Source organism: Bradyrhizobium sp. Ken51 (genome assembly GCF_055807435.1).
This window is the reverse complement of record NZ_JBVVPB010000050.1, coordinates 1-20,771: the sequence shown is the minus strand read 5'-3', so window position 1 is coordinate 20,771 and position 20,771 is coordinate 1. Positions and strand designations below refer to the sequence as shown.

Here is a 20,771-nt window from a genome sequence, read left to right as displayed (position 1 = left end):
GAATATCAGGGGCGACGACGTGGCGGCGCATGCGCATCAGATTGAGTCCCTCCTGCGCGCGCAAGACGGCGTCTAGCTTCCATCTGGACGAACGCCCTCAATACCTGCTCGATGACGGCAGATGACTCTCCAAGGCCGGTAAACTGCCGTGCCTTTGCGAAAAGCTCATCGTCAATTGAAATCGTGGCAATCATGAGCGCTCCTCCACATCAGATGTAGCATCATCTGACGTAGTTTTCACGCCCCGTCGTCAGGACACCACGGCCCCCCGCCCCAGCGTCACTTCGACGATCTCAGGCGGCACGCCGACGCGGAGCGGCATGATGCTGCAACCGAGGCCGCCGGAGATGATGACGTCGCATTTCAGCCGGACATGACCATAGGCGAGCCGGAGGCCGTGCTGCGGCGGAACCGCCGGCGACCAGCCGAGCAGACGGACCTGACCGCCATGGGTGTGCCCGGACAGTTGCAACGCGACGCGGGCGGGCACGCGCGGCGCGACATTGGGCTCATGCGCGAGCAGGATGATCGGCGCATCGTCGGTGACCTTGGCAAGCGTCGCGTCGAGATCGTCGGCGCCAAAGCGCCCCGTGCTCCGGAAGCGTCGCGCCGGCAGAAAGGCGAGCTGATCGCCGAGCCCGGCGAGCCAGAATGCGCGGCCATCCTTCGCGAGCCGCATGACGTCGTTCTCGTAGACGGGAATACCGGCCGCCTCCAGCGCGCGATGCGCGACCGTCGGCCCGTGCCCGACCCGCTGCACGGTCCTGTCGTCCCAATAATCGTGATTGCCCATGACGGCATGGACGCCGAGCGGCGCTTTCAGGCCGGCCAGCACCTTGGCCCATTCGTTCGCCGGAATGATGCGCGTGACCTGGTGCAGGCCGGCGACATAGTCGCCGAGCAGCACGATGATATCCGCGTTCAGCGCGTTGGTGCGATCGACGATGGCCTCGATCCGCTCCAGCGACATCCAGGGATCGCAGGCATGGATGTCGGCGATCACGGCGATCTTCAGCGGGAAATCCGCCGGCCATTGCCGCGGCGTCGGATGATAGCGGGTGACCCGAAGCCGAAGCATCGGCTCGACGCCGACGCCATAGGCCGCGGTCGAGACGCCGAGGGCGGACAGGCCGCCGATGGAACGGAAGAAATGACGGCGCGTGATCATGGCAGCCCGATCGTGATGCGGCTTCTTGATGCGACCCTATTGGAGCGGAAATGGGGTGCGTTTGTGCAGACCATCTGCACGAGATGACCGGAAATTCATGACGGCCCGAGCAGTCTGCACTTGCGCAGATCAGTCGTCGCTCTCGTCGGTGCCGAACAGGCCGAACTGCGCCGCCGCATCGCGCGAGGGCTCGCTGATGCCGAGGTGGCGGAAGGCGTGCGAGGTGAGCAGGCGGCCGCGCGGGGTGCGCTGCAGATAGCCGCACTGGATCAGATAGGGCTCGATGATGTCCTCAATCGCATCGCGCGGCTCGGACAACGCGGCGGCCATCGTCTCGACGCCGACCGGGCCGCCGCCATAGTTCTGCGCGATGGTCGTGAGATAGCGGCGGTCCATGGCATCGAGGCCGGCGGCGTCGACCTCGAGCGCGCTCAGCGCGTGGTCGGCAATCTTGCGATCGATCCTGTCGGCATCGGCCGCCGAAGCAAAATCGCGCACGCGGCGCAACAGCCGGCCGGCGATACGCGGCGTGCCACGGGCGCGGCGCGCGATCTCGTTGGCGCCATCGGCGCTCATGCCGACGTTGAGCACGCGGGCGCCCCGGGTGACGATGCTCTCAAGCTCTTCGATCGTGTAGAAATTCAACCGGATCGGAATGCCGAAGCGGTCGCGCAAGGGATTGGTGAGCAGGCCGGCGCGGGTGGTGGCGCCGACAAGGGTGAATTTCGATAGCTCGATCTTCACCGAGCGCGCCGCCGGGCCCTCGCCGATGATGAGGTCGAGTTGAAAATCCTCCATCGCGGGATAGAGCACCTCTTCCACCGCCGGGCTCAGGCGATGGATCTCGTCGATGAACAGCACATCGCGCTCTTCGAGATTGGTGAGCAGCGCCGCAAGATCGCCGGCCTTGGCGATCACCGGGCCCGACGTGGCACGAAAGCCGACGCCGAGCTCCTTGGCCACGATCTGCGCCAGCGTGGTCTTGCCAAGGCCCGGCGGGCCGACGAACAGCACGTGATCCAGCGCCTCGCCGCGCTTGCGCGCCGCCTCGATGAAGATAGACAGATTCTTGCGCGCCTGCTGCTGGCCGACGAAGTCGGACAGCGATTGCGGGCGCAGCGCAGTGTCGCCGACATCATCGTTGCGGCGCTCGGGGGTGACCATGCGGGGAGGCGTGCTCATGCGGGCAGGATAACACGGTGCAGCGGTTTCGCGAGCCACCAGCACAGGCTGGCCGGGATGACAGCGACGATGGCGAGCATGGCGGAAAGCTTCAGCGCCTCAGGCGCGGAACGGACACTCGGCAAGATCACCGCCGAAGTTTCGGCAGGAACAACGAACATGCCAAACCCGACGAAGCCGGCGGCGGCCACGGCTGCGGCGAGCCACGCCATCCAGATCATGTTGAGGTCGGCGTAGACCGCAGCCAGTGCGAAGATCAAGCCGGCGGCGACTGCAGGAAGGAACGAGGCGAGAATCGTCGCGATGGCCAGCAGCACGACCGCGACCGAAACCAGGGTGCGCAGTGCCTCCAGTTCGAGGAGCGCAAGAAACATCTGCAGCACCGCGGCACCAAGCGTCGTCACCATCACCGAGACCAGCGCGGCGACCGTCAGCGGCCCCACAACGGAGAAGATCGCGACGATGCCGGCCACGCGCGAAAGGCGACGAAAAAGAATGGCGACAGGATTGGCGCGGGCCGCACTCACTTCGACAGCTCCTTCAGGCCCAGCCGGATGAGCTGCGCAGTCCCGGCGCTCTCGCCCGCGCTACGCGAGGCCGATGCGATCGCGGCGGCAGCTTGCGGCTGGCCGTAGCCGAGATTGACCAGCGCGGAGATCGCATCCGCCACCGGCCGCGGCGCGCGCTGGTCGTCGACGGCGCCGGCGAGGTGCACGACAGCCGGATCGACATTGGAAAAGGCCGGCGCCTTGTCTTTCAGTTCGGTGACGATGCGCTCGGCGACCTTGGGGCCGACACCGGGCGTGCGCGCCACCGCAGCCTTGTCGCGCAAGGCGATCGCGTTGGCGAGATCGGACGGCTGGAGCGTGCCGAGCACGGCGAGCGCGACCTTGGCGCCGACGCCCTGCACGGTCTGGAGCAGGCGAAACCATTCGCGCTCCTGGTCGCTGCGGAAGCCGAACAGCTTGATCTGGTCCTCGCGGACATAGGTCTCGATCGACAGCACGGCGGCCTCGCCCGGCGAGGGCAGATGCTGCAGCGTGCGCGTCGAGCAGTGCACCTGATAACCGACACCGCCGACGTCGAGGATGACGAAATCCTCGCCGTAGGAATCGATCAGGCCCTTGAGCTTGCCGATCATAACCCAGCCACCTTCAGCCGCAGCGCGGTGCTCTGGCGATGATGGGCGTGGGTGATGGCGATAGCGAGCGCGTCGGCGGCGTCCGCGGACGGCGGATCGGCCTTGGGCAGCAAAATCTTGAGCATCATCGCGATCTGCTGCTTGTCGGCATGACCGGCGCCGACCACCGTCTTTTTCACCTGGTTCGGCGCGTATTCGGCAACACTGATGCCGAACATCGCGGGCGCGAGCATGGCGACGCCGCGGGCCTGGCCGAGCTTCAGCGTCGCGACGCCGTCCTTGTTGACGAAAGTCTGCTCGACCGCGGCTTCCATCGGCTTGTGACCGGACAGGATGGCGGCGAGCCCCTCATGGATCGCGAGCAGCCGGCTCGCCAGCGGCAAATCGTCCGGCGGCTCCACCGAGCCGCAGGCGACGTAGATCAGCCGGTTGCCCTCGGCCTCGATCACGCCCCAACCGGTACGGCGCAAGCCAGGGTCGATGCCGATGATGCGAACGGGGCCACGAATCGGGAGCGTCGTCATGGGCCAGTGATAGCGGCTGGCCGCCGTGGGGGAAACAGAAACAGAACGGAAGTAACAGGGGAAGTGGCCCCCTACCCGCCCATCTTCGCCAGCAGCGCGTCCGACACCTCGAAATTGGCGTAGACGTGCTGGACATCGTCGTGCTCGTTGAGCAGGTCCATCAGCTTCAATAGCTTCTCGCCGGTCTCGTCGTCGACCGCGACCGTGTTCTGCGGCTTCCAGATCAGCGCGGCCTTGCGCGGCTCGCCGAACTTGGCCTCCAGCGCCTTGGCGACGTCGCGATAGCCTTCGGTCGAGGCATAGATTTCATGGCCGCCTTCGCTCGATACCACGTCGTCAGCGCCGGCCTCGATCGCGGCATCCAGCACCGCATCGTCGGAGGCGACGCTGCGGTCATATTCGACGATGCCGGTGCGGTCGAACATGAAGGAGACCGAGCCGGTTTCGCCGAGATTGCCGCCGGACTTGGTGAAGAAGGAGCGGATGTCGGAAGCCGCGCGGTTGCGATTGTCGGTCAGCGCCTCGACGATGACGGCAACGCCGCCGGGGCCGTAACCCTCGTAGCGGATCTCGTCATAATTCTCGCCGTCGCTGCCGAGCGCCTTCTTGACGGCGCGCTCGATATTGTCCTTCGGCATGTTCTCCTGGCGCGCCGCGATGATGGCCGCACGCAGGCGCGGGTTCATGTTGGGGTCGGGCGTCCCCAGCTTGGCCGCGACGGTGATTTCCCGCGCCAGCTTGCCGAACAGTTTCGACTTCTGGGCATCCTGCCGCCCCTTGCGGTGCATGATGTTCTTGAATTGGGAATGTCCGGCCATGCGTGATCTTCTCTAGGGACTCGTGCGCCAAGGTGAGCGTGGGAAGCGCGGCCTTATAGGCCGCCCCCCCACTGGAAAGAAAGAGGCTCTACGACTTTAAGGTAACACCGTACTGGACCGTGCCTAGATGTCAGGCATCGTTAACCCTGATTTCATTCCAGCCTGCGAAAATAGCGTCCGACCGTCCCCCGACAAGAGAGACCTGATGGCATTCGGACTATTTCGGAAGCGTCTGCCGGACATGGCTGCAACTGCGGCTGCCCCGCAGGCTGCGCAGCCGGTGGCCCATTCCGAGCCCGCGGCGGCCGTCGAAGGCGATTCGGCCAAGGAAATTCTGGAACTGCTGGAACTCGAGCTGGGCGCCATGATTCGCCAGCTCGAGCGCGCCGCCAATTCGGTGGCCGGCGGCGCCGAGGCCACCGCCACGACGCTTGCCGCCATTCGCGACCGCACCGACGCCCTGACCGGCCGGACCAACGCCGCGCAATCGAACGCCTCCACCTTCGCCCATGCCGCCGACAAATTCACCCAGTCGGCGCTGGGCATCGGCGCGCAGGTTCGCGAGGCCGGCAAGCTCGCCGACGAGGCCAGCGCCGCAGCACAGGAAGCCCGCGCCAATGTCGATCGCTTGCGCGAATCTTCGGCCGCCATCGGCAACGTCGTCAATCTGATCGCACAGATCGCACGGCAGACGACGCTGCTCGCGCTCAACTCGACCATCGAGGCCGCGCGCGCGGGCGCTGCGGGAAGAGGCTTTGCGGTCGTCGCCACCGAGGTCAAGGCACTCGCGGTGCAGACCCAAGGCGCGACGGAGGAAATCACCAAAAAGATCGACGCGCTGCAGCGCGACGCTGCCGGCTCCGCGGATGCGGTGCACCGCATCTCGCAGGCGATCGAGGCCATACGCCCGGTGTTCGAGACCGTCAACGGCGCGGTCGCCGAACAGAACGCCACCACCAGCGAAGTCTCCGGCAACGCGACAAGCGCGTCGGAGTTCATCATCTCGGTCGGCGAAAGCGCAGCCGAGATCGATGCTGCGACCAAGGCGGCCGAGAACCACGGCGAGAACGTCGCCAGCGCAGGCAAGGCCGTGACCGCCTTCGCACAGAAACTGAAATCGCGCTGTGCCGTGCTGCTCCGCCAGAGCGAGCACGACGACCGCCGCAAGACCGAGCGGCTGCCCTGCCATCTCAAGCTCGAAACCGCTCGCGGCGTGCTGCCGGTCTACGAGATATCGATGGACGGCGTGCTGATCGGCGGCGCCGACGCGGGCCGCCTTGCATCGCAAGCCATGATCGAAGGCACCCTCGAAGACGTCGGGGCGTGCCGCCTGCGCGTGATCGAGCAATCCAAGGCCGGCGCCCGCGCGCAATTCGTCAATCCCGATGCCGCGCTCAGCGAGAAGATCGAGGACAGGCTCTGGTCGATCCACGAAGAAAACACCGAGTTCGTGACCCGCGCCATGGAAGCGGGCAACGCGCTGACCGCGATCTTCGAGCAGGCGGTTGCCCGCGGCGAGGTGAAGATCGATGACCTCTTCGACACTGACTACGCCGAAATCGCCGGAACCGATCCGCAGCAGTACCGCACCAGATATCTGCACTGGGCCGACCGCGCGCTGCCGGCGTTCCAGGAAGCCTTTTTGGCAAAGGACCCGCGCTTGGCGTTCTGCGCCATGGTCGATCGCAACGGCTTCCTGCCGGTGCACAACAGGATCTATTCGCATCCGCAGCGGCCGGGCGATGCCGCTTGGAACACGGCCAACAGCCGCAACCGGCGGATCTTCAACGATCCGGCGGGGTTGGCTGCCGCGCGCAACCTGCGCTCGTATCTGGTGCAGAGCTATGCGCGCGACATGGGCAACGGAAATACGGTGATGATGCGCGAGATCGACGTTCCGATTCGCGTGCAGGGCCGGCACTGGGGCGGATTCAGGACGGCCTACAAGCTCTAGTGCGCGCTCAGGCAAGACGCCAACGCGCGAATCACCTCTTAAGACCGGAATTGGAATGGGAATGCCGCGGAGAGCCGGCGAACGGCTCTGACTGGAGGACTCTCAAGACATGTCCGTCGTACAACTTGCAGTACTGGACACCGGCTCCAACCGAACGCTTGCCGAACGGCTGATCGATCAGCTCGCCGATCGCATCGGCGGCCTCGGCGTGGAACTCGCCGACATCGCCGGCAACGTCCAGGAAGTCGCAAACCGCGTCGCGAACCAGTCGGAACGGTTTCATCATCTCCAGGAAACCGCCGAGACGATGGTCTCGGCCAATCACGACATCGCCAATGCGTCGCAGGCGGTGCAAACGACCACGTCAGCAGCGGTCGGCGAGATCGCGCAGTCGCGCGGCGCGGTCGACGCCGCCGTCAGCCACATTTCCGAGCTCGTTGCAGCGGTGGAGCGGATTGAGGCGCGGCTGAGCGCAGTCGGCTCCGCGCTGGCACAAGTCGCCAAAGTGTCCGGCTCGATCGAGGCGATCGCGAAGCAGACCAACCTGCTCGCGCTCAACGCCACCATCGAGGCGGCACGCGCCGGCAATGCCGGCCGCGGCTTCGCGGTGGTCGCAAGCGAGGTCAAGAACCTCGCGGAAGCCACCCGCCAGGCCACGCACCAGATCTCCGACACCGTGCGCGATCTCGACGGCCAGATCGAAGGCCTGATCGGCGAGAGCAGCGATGCCTCGCAGCGCGCGAAGACCGCCGGCGAAGGCGCCCAGCGGATCTCCGGCATCATCTCGCGTGTCCAGCAGGGCTTCGCCTCCGTGGAAGCGGAGATCGGCAGCGTCACGCGCGCGGCGACCTCCAATCTCGGACATTGCGACACCGTCATCAGCGAGCTCAACGAGCTCGCCAAGGGCGTCGACCTTTCGTCGCGCGATCTCAAGAATGCCGATCAGCGCGTGACCAAACTGCTCGACACGTCTGAAGGCCTGATCGCGCTGATCGCCGACAGCGGCGTCGAGACGTCGGATGCACCGCTGATCCGTCTTGTCGTCGAGACCGCAAAGCGGATCTCCGACGAGTTCGAAGCCGCCATCGGGCGCGGCGAGATCACGCTCGACCAGTTCATGGACGAGAACTACCGGGAAATCCCCGGCACCGATCCCAAGCAATACAACACTGACTATGTCGACTTCACCGACCGCGTGCTGCCCGCGATCCAGGATCCGATCCAGAAGTCCGATCCCCGCATCGTGTTCTGCGTCGCCTGGGCCAAGGGCGGCTATCTGCCGACGCACAACCCGAACTACCGCCTGCCGCAAGGCAAGGACCCGGTCTGGAATAACGCCAATTGCCGCAACCGCCGCCTGTTCACCGATCGCGCGGTGCAGAAGGTCGCTGCGAACACCAAGCCGTTCCTGCTGCAGACCTATCGCCGCGACATGGGCGGCGGTCAGTTCGTGCTCATGAAGGATCTGTCCTCACCGATCATGATCCGCGGCAAGCACTGGGGCGCGTTCCGGATGGGCTTTCGGCAGAGCTGACGGTCGTCGCGACGCGCTTGCAGCGGCGACGAATGGCCTCCCTGATTCAAAAACGTCGAAACAACCCCATGCACAGTAGCCGGGGCGAGCAGAATCAATGACTTAAGCTCCAGATGAATCCGTCGGTCCAGGCGCCTCGTGGGGCGTTGCGCCGTCGGGCAAAACAGGCGTAGAGTGCTATTATTCCGAAATTTCCAGCACCTCCTCTTCCGTGCTCTCCTTGTGGGAGCCACGCGATGCGAGCCGCCCTCAGGCCGCGCGGGTTCGCTGCGGGCCTACTGAATGCGACAGACGGGCTTGCCCCGCTTTCCGGTAGCCCGGCGCTGGCGGCGCGCTGTAGGGCCTTCCGGGCCTCCGTTGAGGCGGCCCGGTCGCTGTGCTTTGCCCGATGAACGGCCTACTTTTTCTGCTCTGTGGTCGTCGTGGTGGCCGGGGTGCCATCGCGAGCGTCCCGTCGCTCGTCGCGTCCTGTACGCCTCTCTTGGCGCCGCTCTGTGCGGCCGGTCCGGCGTTCCTGTCGCCGCTCGGTTCGACCGCTGCGCCGCTCCTGGCGGCGTTCTGTGCCCGACTTGGGCGCGTCCGCTGGCGGCGTGGTGGTCGTGGCGGTCGGCGCCGTGGTCTGAGCTTCCGCCGTTGACAGCGTCAAACTCACGGGCGAGGCCACTAGCCCAAAGACCGCTGCGCATCCCATGAAAGTGAGTGCGTTGCGACGACAGACCTGTTTCGGCTCCGAACGTTCATTCATGTTCAGGCTCCCGGTTGCTGCCCCCTCAGAGCATGTCACCAGCGTCGGTGGCCTCCTTATTGATCTGGATCAACTTGGTTCGGTGCTTCAAGCCATTTTGGGATTTCGGTCGATGGGATCGACACTCTCGGAAAGTGAGGGATGATAGTCCCTGCAGTGACGACCAGTCCGTCGTTAAATTTGGTTCGCGCAAAATCCTTGGCTGCTGCTTCGCTTTCAAACGTGTTGGTCAGGCGCGGATGTCGCCGTCGTGACAGTGTGCCGTCCGGCGGCACCTCAAAAGTGACGTACCAAGTGTGTTTCATGCCGTAATGCCGCCCCGGCGGTACCGGTGGCCTATCCCCGCCAGAGAAAGAAAAGCCGCCACCGGGACGAAACGATGACGGCTTCTTCCTGGCTTGTGAAACCGGCCTTTACCGCCGGGCTCCAACGCGATTGACGCCACCATTCGCATTGCCACCGGCGTTATGACGGACTGCGGCGCGCGCCACCGGGCGCGGGCTGAGCACGACGCCTGCCCGGGCAACGCAGCCCGCCGGGTAAGCAGTGTACTGGCAGTACACGACCGCATTGGCCGGGGCTGGAGTGAGGGTGAGACCTGCAAGCCCGAACAGGGCGCTGGCAGCAATCCCGGCAACAGTCGCGGACTTGATCGAACGAAGCTTTCTCGAATGCATGGCGGACCTCCCTTTTCGCACTTGCGTCACCGAAAGTGACGGAAGCCGCCTCAGGTGCGGCTGAACATAGCGTAGGGGTCGCAGTGCGCGGGTTCGATTGATCTACATCAACCTCACGCCCGGAGTGAGCCGCAATCTCGCGCGCGGGGCTCAATGAATTCATGGAAGGGTTCCATCATGCTCCGCTATATTCTCGCTTCTCTTGCCGCTTTCGTTTTGCTCACCGCCTGCTTGATCCCCGATGATGCCGAGGCTCGGCGCGGCGGAGGTGCCTATCGGGGTGGCGGCGGATACCGCGGCGGTGCGGTCGCAGTTCGAGGACCGCGAGGCGGCGGCGCTGTTGCAGTGCGCGGCGCAGGCTACCGTGGCTACGGCTATCGGGGCGGCTATCGCGGCTATGGCTATCGGGGCTACGGTGTAGGGGCGGCAGCGGTAGGCGCGGCTGCCCTTGGCACTGCTGCGTACCGCCGCAGCTGCTACGATGCTTACGGGAACTATATTTGCGCCTATTAATCCGTGGCGACGGGCGATCGCGCGGCTTCGCACTGTGCGGGTCCTTTCGAGGGCGTGGCCTTGTGCGGACCGCGCGACGGCCTGTTGCGAGGATATTCAAGAATCATCCCCCTAAATTACATAGATCAGTGTACACAACGCAGCGCGCGGGTCTTGCGGACCTGCTTGTGTCAGAATTGCCCCGCAGTTTCCCCTTGTTGCTAATCTAATCGAGCGGTTACGGTGCTCCACCTGGATCGGGGCTTGGAGTGCGATGCTTTTCTGGCTGCCTCCCTCACCATGGCGGACCCGTCCCGTGCGGAACCTCACCGCTGCGTTGACCGTCGCATTGTTGGTCGCGACGACAGGCCAAAGTTATGCAGCTGATCCAGCGCCGAAACGTGTTCTGATGCTGCATTCGTTCGGCCTTCGGTTCAAGCCTTGGACCGTTTATGCAGAGGCCATTCGATCTGAAATAAGTCGGCACAGCAAAGTGGAGTTTCAGGACCACTCGCTTGTGGTTGCTCGCCTGAATAACGACAAATCAGATGGTCCGTTCGTCGATTATCTTCACGCCCTTAATACCCAGAACCCGCCCGATCTGATCATGTCCATTGGCGCCCCAGCCGCCAATTTTGTCCAGCGGCACCGAAAAGAGCTTTTTCCAAATACGCCGATGGTCTTGACGGCTGTGGAGCGGCGGCGCGTGGCCTTCGATAAATTGGGCGAAAATGACACCGTGGTAGGGTCTACCAACAACACCATCGAGTTCTTCGAAAATATTCTGAGCGTCTTGCCTCTAACAACCACAATTGCAGTCGTAATCGGAGCATCTCCAAGCGAAACGTATTGGCTGGAAGAGACGCGCCGACGAACCGCGCCGCTGGCGGGGAGAGTACAAATTCGATACTACAATGAACTTTCATTTGAAGAAATTCAGAAGGACGCAGCGACCCTCCCGCCACATAGTGCGATCTTCTGGCTCTTGCTGAATGTTGACGCCGCGGGCGTGGCGTATGAGGGGCCCGGCGCGTTACTCCAACTTTCCAAGGTGGCCAACGCGCCGATCTTTACTCACGACCAATCTTTTTTTGGAGACGGCATCGTCGGTGGCCCCATGCATTCCGTGGTTGAGCAAAGCACCAAAGCCGCCACGGTCGCGCTTCGCATCCTCAATGGCGAAAAGATCGCCGACATCAAGCCATCATTCGTTGACGTTGCATCTCCCATATTCGACTGGCGACAAATGCAGCGATGGGGAATTGCCGAGCGCGATCTGCCGCCCGGTAGCGCCGTCTACTTCCGGGAGCCCACGTTGTGGGAGCGATATTGGTGGCAAATCACGTTCACTATCGCGCTTGTCCTCGCGCAAGCGGGACTGATCGCACTTTTGTTATTTGAGCATCGTCGGCGTCAATTCGCCGAAGTACAGTCGCGACAGCGGATGGCTGAACTGGCCCACGTCAATCGCTTCGCGACCGCTGGTGAACTGACCGCCTCGATTGCTCACGAGATCAACCAGCCGCTTGGGTCTATTCTGACGAACGCCGAAACCGCAGCCGCGATCCTGCAATCGCAGCGTCCCGATATCGCTGCACTTTCTGATGTTGTTGAACTCAGGGAAATTGTGAACGATATTGTACAGGATGACCGGCGTGCCACCGAGGTCATTCGCAGGATGCGCAGCCTCCTTAAAAAGGCGCCGTTCGAATTGAAGCAACTGGACCTCAATGAGGTTGTGCAAGAGACGGTGAGATTTCTTTCGGCACTAACCGTCAGCCGAAAATTCGAAATGGTCGACGTGATCACGTCCGATGCGCTACCGATCCTCGGCGACCGCATTCAGCTTCAACAAGTCATTTTGAACCTTGTGCTGAACGGGGTCGAGGCTATGAAGGACACGTCTCCCGAAAGCCGCACTATCAGCATCCGGACTGCGCGCGCCGATCAATTCGCCGAGCTATCCGTATCAGATCGCGGACCCGGCATTCCAGAAGACAAGTTGAAACAGGTTTTCGAGCCGTTTTACACCAGCAAAGCCGAAGGCATGGGCATGGGCCTGTCCATTGCGCGCACCATCATCGAAGCGCACAACGGGTTCATATCAGCGAGTAATCGGGAGCACGGCGGCGCCTCGTTCACGATCAGGCTTCCCTTTGTCGGTTGATTCAAAACGGCGCCCATACGCGGAGACCGACCCCTCACCCGAGTGAGCCTGCGTCTACCGGCGTCGCTGCCCTCTCCCACAAGGGGAGAGGGCACAACAATGAGCCGCTGCAATTGATCGCGTCAGAAGTGCTCGCCGTCTGACTTCCATAATCGCACGAGTTTCGTCATCGCATGATTTTGTGCATTCGCACGATCATCTGCGGCGATCAACGATCGCCCACTCAGAAAAACGTCAGAAAATGACGATTATCATATCAATTAGCCCAAAATCACTGCAGCGATCGCCGCACAAATTCGTGAACGTCATGGCCTGACGCTCACGCTCCGCAAATATGCATTGCCGGACATGTCGACGCTTCATCGTTTCGCATCGATATGATTATTGTGCGCGCGAATTCGCTGACTAGATCGCCGTAAGCGATCGAGCGAGCAAGGGGATGCATATGGCAACTGTTCTCACCATCAACGGCGAAACGAAATCGTTCGACGCGCCACCTGAAATGCCGCTGCTGTGGGTACTGCGCGACGTCCTCGGGATGACCGGCACCAAATTCGGCTGCGGCATCGCGCAGTGCGGCGCCTGCACCGTGCACGTCGATGGCAAGGCAGTCCGCTCCTGCGTCTTGCCGGTCAGCGCGGTCGCGAACCGCGCCATCACCACGATCGAGCATGTCGGCAGCACGCCGGCCGGCGCAAAGGTGCAAAAGGCCTGGCTCGATGCCGAAGTGATCCAGTGCGGCTATTGCCAGTCCGGCCAGATCATGGCGGCCGCGGCACTGCTGGCGGCAACGCCCAGCCCTGACGATTCCGACATCGACGCCGCGATGGCCGGCAACATCTGCCGCTGCGGCACTTATGTGCGCATCCGCGAGGCCATCAAGCAGGCCGCCTCCGGCCGCCAGTCATGAGGTCCGCCATGATCGCAGACAAGACTCTTCCCGACGTTTCCCGCCGCTCGCTGCTAACTGGCGGTCTCGCGACCGGATTCCTGCTCGCCTTCCATCTGCCGCTGCGCGCCGCCGTCAACGAACCGGAGCAGCCGCGTGACACCACCGATGGCAAGTTCGCGCCGAACGCCTTCATCCGGATCGAAGACACTGGCCGCACCGTCCTGATCATGCCGCAGGTCGAGATGGGCCAGGGCATTTATACCTCGATCTCGATGATCCTGGCCGAAGAGCTCGACGCGGATTGGGCAAAGGTTGCGGTGCTGCACGCGCCGCCCAACGACCAGCTCTACGCCAATCCCGCCTTCGGCCTGCAGGCCACGGGTGGTTCGACCTCGATTCGTGCCTGGTGGAAGCCGCTGCGCACTGCCGGCGCGAGCGCGCGCGCGATGCTGGTGCAGGCCGCAGCGGCGCAATGGCAGGTCGAGCCTGCAAGCTGCACGACATCGAAGAGCGAGGTCGTGCATGCCGCAAGCGGCCGCAAGCTCGGCTATGGCGAACTGGCACTGGCCGCACAGGGCAAGACGCCGCCGAAGGACGTGCCGCTCAAGGACCCCAAGGATTTCGTGATCATCGGCCAGCCCCTGAAGCGGCTCGACACGCCGGACAAGGTCAACGGCAAGGCCGTCTACGGCATCGACGCAATCCTGCCCGGCATGAAGATCGCCGCGATCGCCAATTGCCCGGTCTTCGGCGGCAAGGTCGGCAAGGTCGACGACAGCGCGGCTGTGAAAATCCCGGGGGTGCGCAAGGTCGTGGTGCTCGAGGACACGGTCGCCGTGATCGGCGACCACATGTGGGCCGCCAAGAAAGGCCTCGATGCACTCAAGATCGAGTGGAACGAGGGACCGAACGCGAAGCTCAGCACAAACGACATCTGGCAGCATTTACGCGCCGCCAGCGCGAAGGACGGCGTGGTCGCGAAATCGGTCGGCGACATCGCCAAGGGGCTCGCGAGCGGCGACAGGTTCGAGGCGAGCTTCGAACTGCCGTTCCTGGCGCACGCCTCGATGGAGCCGATCAACGCCACCGTTCACGTCAGGCCGGATGCCTGCGAGATCTGGACCGGGACGCAGATCATGACGCGCGTGCAGTCGGAGGCGGCGAAGGCCGCGGGCCTCCCCGTCGACAAGGTGATCGTCAACCAGCATCTGCTCGGCGGCGGCTTCGGCCGCAAGCTCGAACCGGACATGGTGGTCGCCGCCGTGAAGATCGCAAAACAGGTCGACTATCCCGTCAAGGTGATATGGACTCGTGAGGAGGACATCCAGCACGACGTCTATCGCCCGGTCTACCGCGACCAGGTCACGGCGTCGCTGGTCGACGGCAAGGTCGCGGCCTGGAAGTACAAGGTCGCCGGCTCCGCCGTGCTGGCGCGCTGGCTGCCGCCGGCGTTCCAGAAAGGCATCGACATCGACGCGGTCGATGCCGCGGTGGATGCGCCCTACGACTTCGCCAACTTCCATGTCGAATATGTCCGCGCCGAACCGCCGGCGGTGCCCACCGGCTTCTGGCGCGGCGTCGGTCCGAACAACAACGTGTTCGCGGTCGAATGCGCGATGGACGAGCTCGCGCGCAAGGCCGGCAAGGATCCGGTCGAATTCCGCCGCTCGATGCTGACGAAGAATCCGCGCATGCTCGCGGTGCTCAATCTCGCGGCCGAGAAATCCGGCTGGGGCCAACCGCTGCCACCGCGCGTCGGTCGCGGCGTCTGCGTCCAGCCGTCGTTTGCAAGCTTCCTCGCCACCGTGGTGGAAGCGGAGATCGACGATATCGGCGAGATCGTGCTCCGCCGCATCACCTCGGTGGTCGACACCGGCATCGCGGTCAATCCTGATACGGTGAAGGCGCAGATCGAGGGCGGGCTAGTGTTCGGCCTCACCGCCGCGCTCTATGGCGAGATCACCATCGAGAAGGGCCGCGTGCAGCAGTCGAACTTCCACGACTACCGCATGATGCGCATCAACGAGACTCCGAAGATCGAGGTCTTCGTCGTCAAGAGCGGCGAGGCGCCCGGCGGCATCGGTGAGGCCGGCGTCAATGCTGGACCGCCGGCGCTGCGCAACGCCATTTACGCGGCAACCGGCGTCGCGCTGCGGCGCCTGCCGATCGATCGGAAACTGCTGGCTGCGGGGAAAAAGGCATGAGCGGCAAGATGCGTATCCTCACTGGCATCGTCGTGATCGCCATCGTGCTGGCGGGACTCGGCGTCTGGTTCATCCGCGGCCCCGGCCCGCTCGACTTCGCCGGCGGCCCCAAGGTGGGGCTGGCGGATTATCGCGCGGGCAAGCCGGCCGGCGTGCCGGCGAAGCTGGAGAAGGCTGGCATCGTCGAGCGCGGCGAATATCTCGCGAAGGCGGCCGATTGCATGGTCTGCCACAGCAAGCCGGGCGAGAAGGACTATTCCGGCGGGCTCGGCTTCAAGCTGCCGTTCGGCACGCTCTATTCGACCAACATCACGCCGGACAAGGACACCGGCATCGGCAATTACAGCGACCAGGATTTCCTCAACGCGGTCCAGCGCGGCAAGCGCCATGACGGCGCCCGGCTTTATCCGGCGATGCCGTACACGTCCTACACCTACATGACCGACGAGGACGTGCTGGCAGTGAAGGCCTATCTGTTCAGCCTGCCGGCGGTGCGTGCGAAGCCGCCCGAGAACACGCTGTCGTTCCCGTTCAACCAGCGCTGGGCCATGATTGTCTGGTCGGCCGTGTTCAATCCCGACACGCGCTTTGCGCCGGATACGTCGAAGAGCCCGGAGTGGAATCGCGGCGCCTATCTCGTGGAGGCGCTGGCGCATTGCGGCGAATGCCACACGCCGCGCAATCTCGGCTTTGCGTTGGACAACCGCAAGAAATTCGCAGGCGCAATCACGGCCGGCTGGCGCGCCTTCAACATCTCCTCCGACAAGGCCACTGGTCTCGGGAACTGGCGCGACGAGGACCTGATCTCCTATCTGTCGCTTGGCCATGCGCCGGGCCACGGCTCGGCGTCGGGTCCGATGGGTGAAGCGGTCGACCACAGTTTTAGCCAGTTCGCGCCTGAGGACATAAGCAGCATCGTCGCTTATTTGCGCAGCGTGCCGCCGCAGCCCTCGCCCGACCTGCCCGCAACCACCGCACCCGTTGCGCCCGCCTCGCACAAGGACGGTGTCACGGCGGACGCGCGCGGCAAGAAGATGTTCGCCAGCGCCTGCGCCAGCTGCCATGGCTGGAGCGGCGAGAGCCCGGTCTCGCCGATGGCGACGCTGACCGGCACCTGGGCCGTCAACGACCCCGCCGCCACCAACGTCGCGCAGATCGTGCTGTCAGGCACCAAGCGCCACACGCCGGACGGGGCACTATCGATGCCCGCGTTCGGCAACGCGTATAGCGATGACGAGATCGCGGCGGTCGCGAATTATGTCACGGCGCGGTTCGGGACGAAGGGCTCGAAGCTCACGGCGAAGGATGTTGCGGAGTTGAGGGAGCAGACGGCGGAGTAGTGGCGCAGCGGGATTGATGCGCAATCGCGCGTCAATCTCTACTGTCGTCCCGGACAAGCGTAGCGGAGCGGAGCGCAGATCCGGGACCCATACCCACAGGAAGTCGTTTGGCGAAGATTCGGAGTGGGAGCTGTGCCTCACACTACTTCCTGGGGTTATGGGTCCCGGCCCCCGTGCGCAATTGCGCACTAGGCCGGGACGACACTGAATTTGTCGCTTCAGCTCAACCAGAATTTCGGCGTCGCGGGCTCCAGCCGGCCGCCCGCGCGCACCGGCGCGATGCGCAGTGCCAGGCCAGTCGCATCATCGGTCTCGACCGCGACGCCGCTGAGCGTCGCGGCACCCGCTGCCGGCTCGAACCTCCCTGACGGGATCCCTGACGTGAACCTGCGCAGCGGCTCCTCCTTCTGCATACCGATGATGGAATCGTAGTCGCCGGTCATGCCGGCATCGGTCATGTAGGCGGTGCCCCCCGACAGGATCTGATGATCGGCGGTCGGCACATGGGTGTGGGTGCCGACGACGAGGCTGGCGCGGCCATCGCAGAAGAAGCCGATGCCCTGCTTCTCGCTGCTCGCCTCGCAATGGAAATCGACGACGATGGCGTCCGCGGCAACGCCGAGCGGACAGGCACCGAGCTCGCGCTCCAGCGCTGCGAAGGGATCGTCGAACGGGGTCATGAAGACGCGGCCGAGCGCGTTGACGACGAGCGCGTGCTTCCCGTTCTTGGTCTCGACCAATGCGGCGCCGCGGCCGGGCGTACCGCGCGGATAGTTCGCCGGCCGCACCAGGCGCTCGGCGCGCTCGATGAACACAAGCGCTTCGCGCTGGTCCCACGAGTGATTGCCGAGCGTCACCGCGTCGGCGCCGGCGTCGAGAAACTCCTGATAGATCGCTTCCGTGATGCCGAAGCCGCCGGCGGAATTCTCGCCGTTGACGACGACGAGATCGAGCGACCAGTCCTTGACCATGCCGGGCAGATATTCGGCGATGGCATTGCGCCCGGCACGGCCGACGACATCACCCACGAACAGAATGCGCAACTTCAGAACTCCGGAAATCGAATACGTCGGATTCCGTTAGCACATAATCCAGCGCGACGTCGTGGGCTAGTGCCGGAACCGCCTTGATCTCCTGCGCTGCAAAAGCGAGCCCGATGCCGACGATAGTCTTGGCTTTTCGCAGATGCGCGAAAGTGTGGTCGTAGTGCCCCGCGCCATAACCGATGCGATGGCCAAGGCGATCGAAGGCAGCGAGCGGCGTCAGCATGATGTCGGGAATGACTTCAGCGGCCCCAGGCGACGGCTCGGGAATGCCGAGCGGGCCGAGCATCAGGCGATCGTTGGGATGGAAGACGCGAAAGATCAGCGCCTGGCCGCGCGCGGTGACGCAAGGCAGCGCGAGCCTGGCGCCCTGCTCGGCGAGCTTCTTCAGCAGCGGCATCGGATCGATCTCGCTGCGGATCGGCGAATAGCCGGATACGATACTGCCAGGCAGGAGCTGGAACGGCAGCCCGCGCTTGGCGAGCTTGGCGGCGGCGGCGGTGCGTTTCTTTTCGCTCAGCGCATCGCGCGCCGCGAGGGCCTTGGCACGGAGTTCGGCTTTGGTGTTGGTCATGCGCGCTTGCTCCGAAGGCTGAGCCTTGCTCCGCCGTCATCGCCCGCGGAGCGGGCGATCCAGTATTCCAGAGACACCAGTAATCAAACGTCGACGCCGCGGCGTACTGGATGCCCCGGTCAAGCCGGGGCATGACACTGCCGGTTTGTCGTGGGCCATTCGACAAGAACGCATTGCCAAGCAACAAAAGTGCGAAGCCGCGAACGCCGTTGAAGCACTCGATCCCGGAGTTCCCTACGAAAGTAGGTGGGCACCATATGTCCGAGCCCACGGGCCCGGCCAGGGACAGTTCCCTAAAGGATCGATAAGGCCCCGGGGATAATGGCTCCTGACGCGCGTCGCAGCCCCGCTTGGGCAATGTAACAACGATGCTGACGAATCGCCAGCCCGGTGAAGGGTCAGCCGATGGCGATCCCGTTGCCGACGGTCCGGTTCAGGACCTGGGTCGACTTCTCGATGCGCTCGGCCGCAGAGTTCAATGCGTTCACGACCGCGGTCTGGGTCAAGCGGGCGCGCTCGACGGCGGCGTTGCGGAAATCCCGCAATTCGGTCAGCTCCTGCTCCATCGTCCGGATGCGGTTGCCGGCGTCGACCAATTCGTCGCAGACGGTCAGCGCCGCCATCACGGTGAGCCTGGCGTCACCGATCTCGCCGAACTTTCCGCGCAGCGACTGAATCCGCGTCTCCAGGCTTTCGGCGAGCTTGAGCAGCCGCACCTCCTGGCCCTCCTCGCAGGCCATGCGGTATTGCCGGCCGTTGATGGTGACGTTGATGTGGCTCATCCGTCCTCTCCGGTATCGAGCACCGAACGTATCGTGACGATCGCGGAATCAAGCCGATCGGAGATCTCGCGGCTGGAGCGCTCGAGCTTGCGCGCCTTCACCAGCGCGCCGTCGAGCTCGTCGGCAAGGCGCGAGCGGTCCGCGCCCAGCGCCTGAATCCGCGCCGCGAGCTCGTTCTCGTCGCGATCGGCGTCACGCCGCCGCTCCACCGCGCTTTCGAGCGAGTCGAGCGCCGCCATGAGCCTGCGGGTCGCGATCTCGATCTCGACGGCCGAGGACTCGGTCATGGCAGAGCTGTTGGATACGCGATCGTTCATGCAGTCAGCGGCGGAACCTGTGGCCTATCCCCGGGGGGCTTGCCGTCCGGCAAAAGACTCGGTTCGGCAAGCGGTTAGAAGCAGAAATTTACGTGGCAAGCTAGCGGAGCGCAACGCCGCCACGAAACTATGCACTGATAGATCGGGATGGGCTTCACCCCGATCTATCAGTTCCTGCCGGGCATGATCTGGCCGGAAAACCGGCCTCCACTTTTCCGGATCATGCCGTAAGCAACTTTTGCGGCCAAACCGGCGTTTGATTGCCTTGGCCTGCCGGAACCGAGATGCTATCCCAGCCGCGACCCCAGCGGCCGAAAGGCTCCTTCCGGCGCGGCGAATCCAGCCACAAGCGCCTCATTTCAGACGGATTTTCAGACATGACGCAGGTCGATCACAACCGTATGGCCAATGCGATCCGCGGCCTTGCCATGGACGGCGTCGAAAAGGCGAAATCGGGTCATCCGGGCCTACCGATGGGCGCCGCCGACATGGCGACCGTGCTGTTCACGCAGTTCCTGAAATTCGACGTCGCCGCGCTGGACTGGCCGGACCGCGACCGCTTCGTGCTCTCGGCCGGGCACGGCTCAATGCTGATCTATTCGCTGCTGTATCTGATCGGCAGCCCCGAGATGACGATCGACCAGCTCAAGGACTTTCGCCAGTTGGGATCGCTGACACCAGGACATCCCGAGCACGGCCACACCAAGGGCATCGAGACCACCACCGGTCCGCTCGGCCAGGGCATTTCCACCGCCGTCGGCATGGCGCTCGCCGAGAAGATGCTCGCCGCCGAGTTCGGTAGGAAGATCGTCGATCACCACACCTATGTGATCGCTTCCGACGGCGATTTGATGGAAGGCGTGTCGCAGGAAGCGATCGCGATGGCCGGGCACTGGAAGCTCAACAAGCTCATCGTGCTGTATGACGACAATGGCATCTCGATCGACGGTCCGACCTCGATCTCCGATTCCGTGGACCAGGTGAAGCGCTTCAAGTCGGCGGGTTGGGCGGCCGAAAAGATCGACGGCCACGACCAGGCCGCGATATCAGCCGCGATCGCGCGCGCGCAGAAATCAAACAAGCCGACGCTGATTGCGTGCCGCACCACCATCGGCTTCGGCGCGCCGCACAAGGCCGGCACCAACAAGGTCCACGGCGAAGCGCTCGGCGCCGACGAACTCAAGGCCGCCAAGGAAAACCTCGGCATTTCGCTGGAG

The 20,771-nt window shown here is 64.0% G+C and carries 21 protein-coding genes and 1 other RNA gene; 8 read left to right on the top strand and 14 right to left on the bottom strand.

Annotation, left to right across the window (positions count from 1 at the left end):
- Positions 1 to 5: 5 nt before the first annotated feature.
- The 7 genes from AC0L27_RS38425 to AC0L27_RS38395 all read right to left on the bottom strand — a co-directional run bounded on the left by AC0L27_RS38425 (position 6) and on the right by AC0L27_RS38395 (position 4,833).
- A complete protein-coding gene (locus AC0L27_RS38425; RefSeq protein WP_354063124.1) occupies positions 6 to 194 on the bottom strand; it encodes a type II toxin-antitoxin system VapB family antitoxin in 189 nt (62 codons plus the stop codon).
- A 56-nt stretch (positions 195 to 250) separates the two neighbouring features.
- Positions 251 to 1,168, bottom strand: a complete 918-nt coding sequence (locus tag AC0L27_RS38420) for a metallophosphoesterase (protein ID WP_473323045.1) — start codon at positions 1,166 to 1,168, stop codon at positions 251 to 253.
- Positions 1,169 to 1,297: 129 nt separating this feature from the next.
- Entirely contained in the window at positions 1,298 to 2,350 is a 1,053-nt protein-coding gene (gene ruvB, locus AC0L27_RS38415) for a Holliday junction branch migration DNA helicase RuvB (protein ID WP_354209419.1), read from the bottom strand.
- Positions 2,347 to 2,823 carry a hypothetical protein gene (locus tag AC0L27_RS38410; protein WP_354209420.1) on the bottom strand — a complete coding sequence of 159 codons (477 nt, stop codon included), beginning with the start codon at positions 2,821 to 2,823 and terminating at the stop codon, positions 2,347 to 2,349. Before AC0L27_RS38410 ends, ruvB begins: the two co-directional genes overlap by 4 nt.
- A gap of 50 nt (positions 2,824 to 2,873) precedes the next feature.
- Complete coding sequence (ruvA, locus tag AC0L27_RS38405) at positions 2,874 to 3,491, bottom strand: Holliday junction branch migration protein RuvA (RefSeq protein WP_354209421.1); 618 nt, start codon at positions 3,489 to 3,491, stop codon at positions 2,874 to 2,876.
- Positions 3,488 to 4,015, bottom strand: a complete 528-nt coding sequence (ruvC, locus tag AC0L27_RS38400; protein ID WP_275174276.1) for a crossover junction endodeoxyribonuclease RuvC — start codon at positions 4,013 to 4,015, stop codon at positions 3,488 to 3,490. The genes ruvA and ruvC overlap by 4 nt, the downstream gene beginning before the upstream one ends.
- 71 nt (positions 4,016 to 4,086) lie before the next feature.
- A complete protein-coding gene (locus AC0L27_RS38395) occupies positions 4,087 to 4,833 on the bottom strand; it encodes a YebC/PmpR family DNA-binding transcriptional regulator (protein WP_354209423.1) in 747 nt (248 codons plus the stop codon).
- Positions 4,834 to 5,038: 205 nt separating this feature from the next.
- On the opposite strand from AC0L27_RS38395, the gene AC0L27_RS38390 reads away from it, so the two are divergent.
- Positions 5,039 to 6,787 carry a methyl-accepting chemotaxis protein gene (locus AC0L27_RS38390; protein ID WP_354209424.1) on the top strand — a complete coding sequence of 583 codons (1,749 nt, stop codon included), beginning with the start codon at positions 5,039 to 5,041 and terminating at the stop codon, positions 6,785 to 6,787.
- Between the two features lie 109 nt (positions 6,788 to 6,896).
- On the top strand, positions 6,897 to 8,321 hold the full coding sequence (locus AC0L27_RS38385; RefSeq protein ID WP_354256175.1) for a methyl-accepting chemotaxis protein: 1,425 nt from the start codon (positions 6,897 to 6,899) through the stop codon (positions 8,319 to 8,321).
- An 801-nt stretch (positions 8,322 to 9,122) separates the two neighbouring features.
- Here AC0L27_RS38385 and AC0L27_RS38380 read toward each other — a convergent pair.
- Complete coding sequence (locus tag AC0L27_RS38380; RefSeq protein ID WP_275174284.1) at positions 9,123 to 9,371, bottom strand: hypothetical protein; 249 nt, start codon at positions 9,369 to 9,371, stop codon at positions 9,123 to 9,125.
- A 108-nt stretch (positions 9,372 to 9,479) separates the two neighbouring features.
- A complete protein-coding gene (locus AC0L27_RS38375) occupies positions 9,480 to 9,743 on the bottom strand; it encodes a hypothetical protein (RefSeq protein ID WP_275174286.1) in 264 nt (87 codons plus the stop codon).
- Between the two features lie 177 nt (positions 9,744 to 9,920).
- Between AC0L27_RS38375 and AC0L27_RS38370 the strand changes: the two genes are divergently transcribed.
- The 5 genes from AC0L27_RS38370 (at position 9,921) to AC0L27_RS38350 (ending at position 16,838) form a co-directional block, all read left to right on the top strand.
- Positions 9,921 to 10,256, top strand: a complete 336-nt coding sequence (locus AC0L27_RS38370) for a hypothetical protein (protein ID WP_245286150.1) — start codon at positions 9,921 to 9,923, stop codon at positions 10,254 to 10,256.
- 253 nt (positions 10,257 to 10,509) lie between these two features.
- A complete protein-coding gene (locus AC0L27_RS38365; RefSeq protein WP_354209426.1) occupies positions 10,510 to 12,402 on the top strand; it encodes a sensor histidine kinase in 1,893 nt (630 codons plus the stop codon).
- 445 nt (positions 12,403 to 12,847) lie between these two features.
- Positions 12,848 to 13,312, top strand: a complete 465-nt coding sequence (locus AC0L27_RS38360) for a (2Fe-2S)-binding protein (RefSeq protein ID WP_275174292.1) — start codon at positions 12,848 to 12,850, stop codon at positions 13,310 to 13,312.
- An 8-nt stretch (positions 13,313 to 13,320) separates the two neighbouring features.
- Positions 13,321 to 15,498: a xanthine dehydrogenase family protein molybdopterin-binding subunit gene (locus tag AC0L27_RS38355; protein ID WP_354209427.1), complete on the top strand. Its 2,178-nt coding sequence runs from the start codon at positions 13,321 to 13,323 to the stop codon at positions 15,496 to 15,498.
- The gene (locus AC0L27_RS38350; protein ID WP_473323038.1) at positions 15,495 to 16,838 is read left to right on the top strand and encodes a c-type cytochrome; all 1,344 of its coding nucleotides are present in this window, start codon (positions 15,495 to 15,497) and stop codon (positions 16,836 to 16,838) included. Before AC0L27_RS38355 ends, AC0L27_RS38350 begins: the two co-directional genes overlap by 4 nt.
- A 218-nt stretch (positions 16,839 to 17,056) precedes the next feature.
- On the opposite strand, the gene AC0L27_RS38345 is transcribed toward AC0L27_RS38350, so the two are convergent.
- From AC0L27_RS38345 to AC0L27_RS38325, 5 genes are all read right to left on the bottom strand, one after another.
- Positions 17,057 to 17,881 (bottom strand): TIGR00282 family metallophosphoesterase, encoded by an 825-nt coding sequence (locus AC0L27_RS38345; RefSeq protein WP_275174298.1) that lies wholly within the window; start codon positions 17,879 to 17,881, stop codon positions 17,057 to 17,059.
- Positions 17,859 to 18,455: a 5-formyltetrahydrofolate cyclo-ligase gene (locus tag AC0L27_RS38340; RefSeq protein WP_275174300.1), complete on the bottom strand. Its 597-nt coding sequence runs from the start codon at positions 18,453 to 18,455 to the stop codon at positions 17,859 to 17,861. The genes AC0L27_RS38345 and AC0L27_RS38340 overlap by 23 nt, the downstream gene beginning before the upstream one ends.
- Before the next feature lie 190 nt (positions 18,456 to 18,645).
- A non-coding RNA gene (gene ssrS / locus AC0L27_RS38335) (6S RNA) lies at positions 18,646 to 18,805 on the bottom strand.
- A 48-nt stretch (positions 18,806 to 18,853) separates the two neighbouring features.
- Positions 18,854 to 19,237, bottom strand: a complete 384-nt coding sequence (locus AC0L27_RS38330) for a cell division protein ZapA (RefSeq protein ID WP_007599950.1) — start codon at positions 19,235 to 19,237, stop codon at positions 18,854 to 18,856.
- Complete coding sequence (locus AC0L27_RS38325; protein WP_026232773.1) at positions 19,234 to 19,554, bottom strand: DUF4164 domain-containing protein; 321 nt, start codon at positions 19,552 to 19,554, stop codon at positions 19,234 to 19,236. Before AC0L27_RS38325 ends, AC0L27_RS38330 begins: the two co-directional genes overlap by 4 nt.
- Before the next feature lie 377 nt (positions 19,555 to 19,931).
- Here AC0L27_RS38325 and AC0L27_RS38320 point away from each other — a divergent pair.
- Positions 19,932 to 20,771, top strand: an 840-nt coding sequence (locus AC0L27_RS38320) for a 1-deoxy-D-xylulose-5-phosphate synthase N-terminal domain-containing protein (protein WP_473323036.1), incomplete at its 3' end; no start/stop codon positions are given.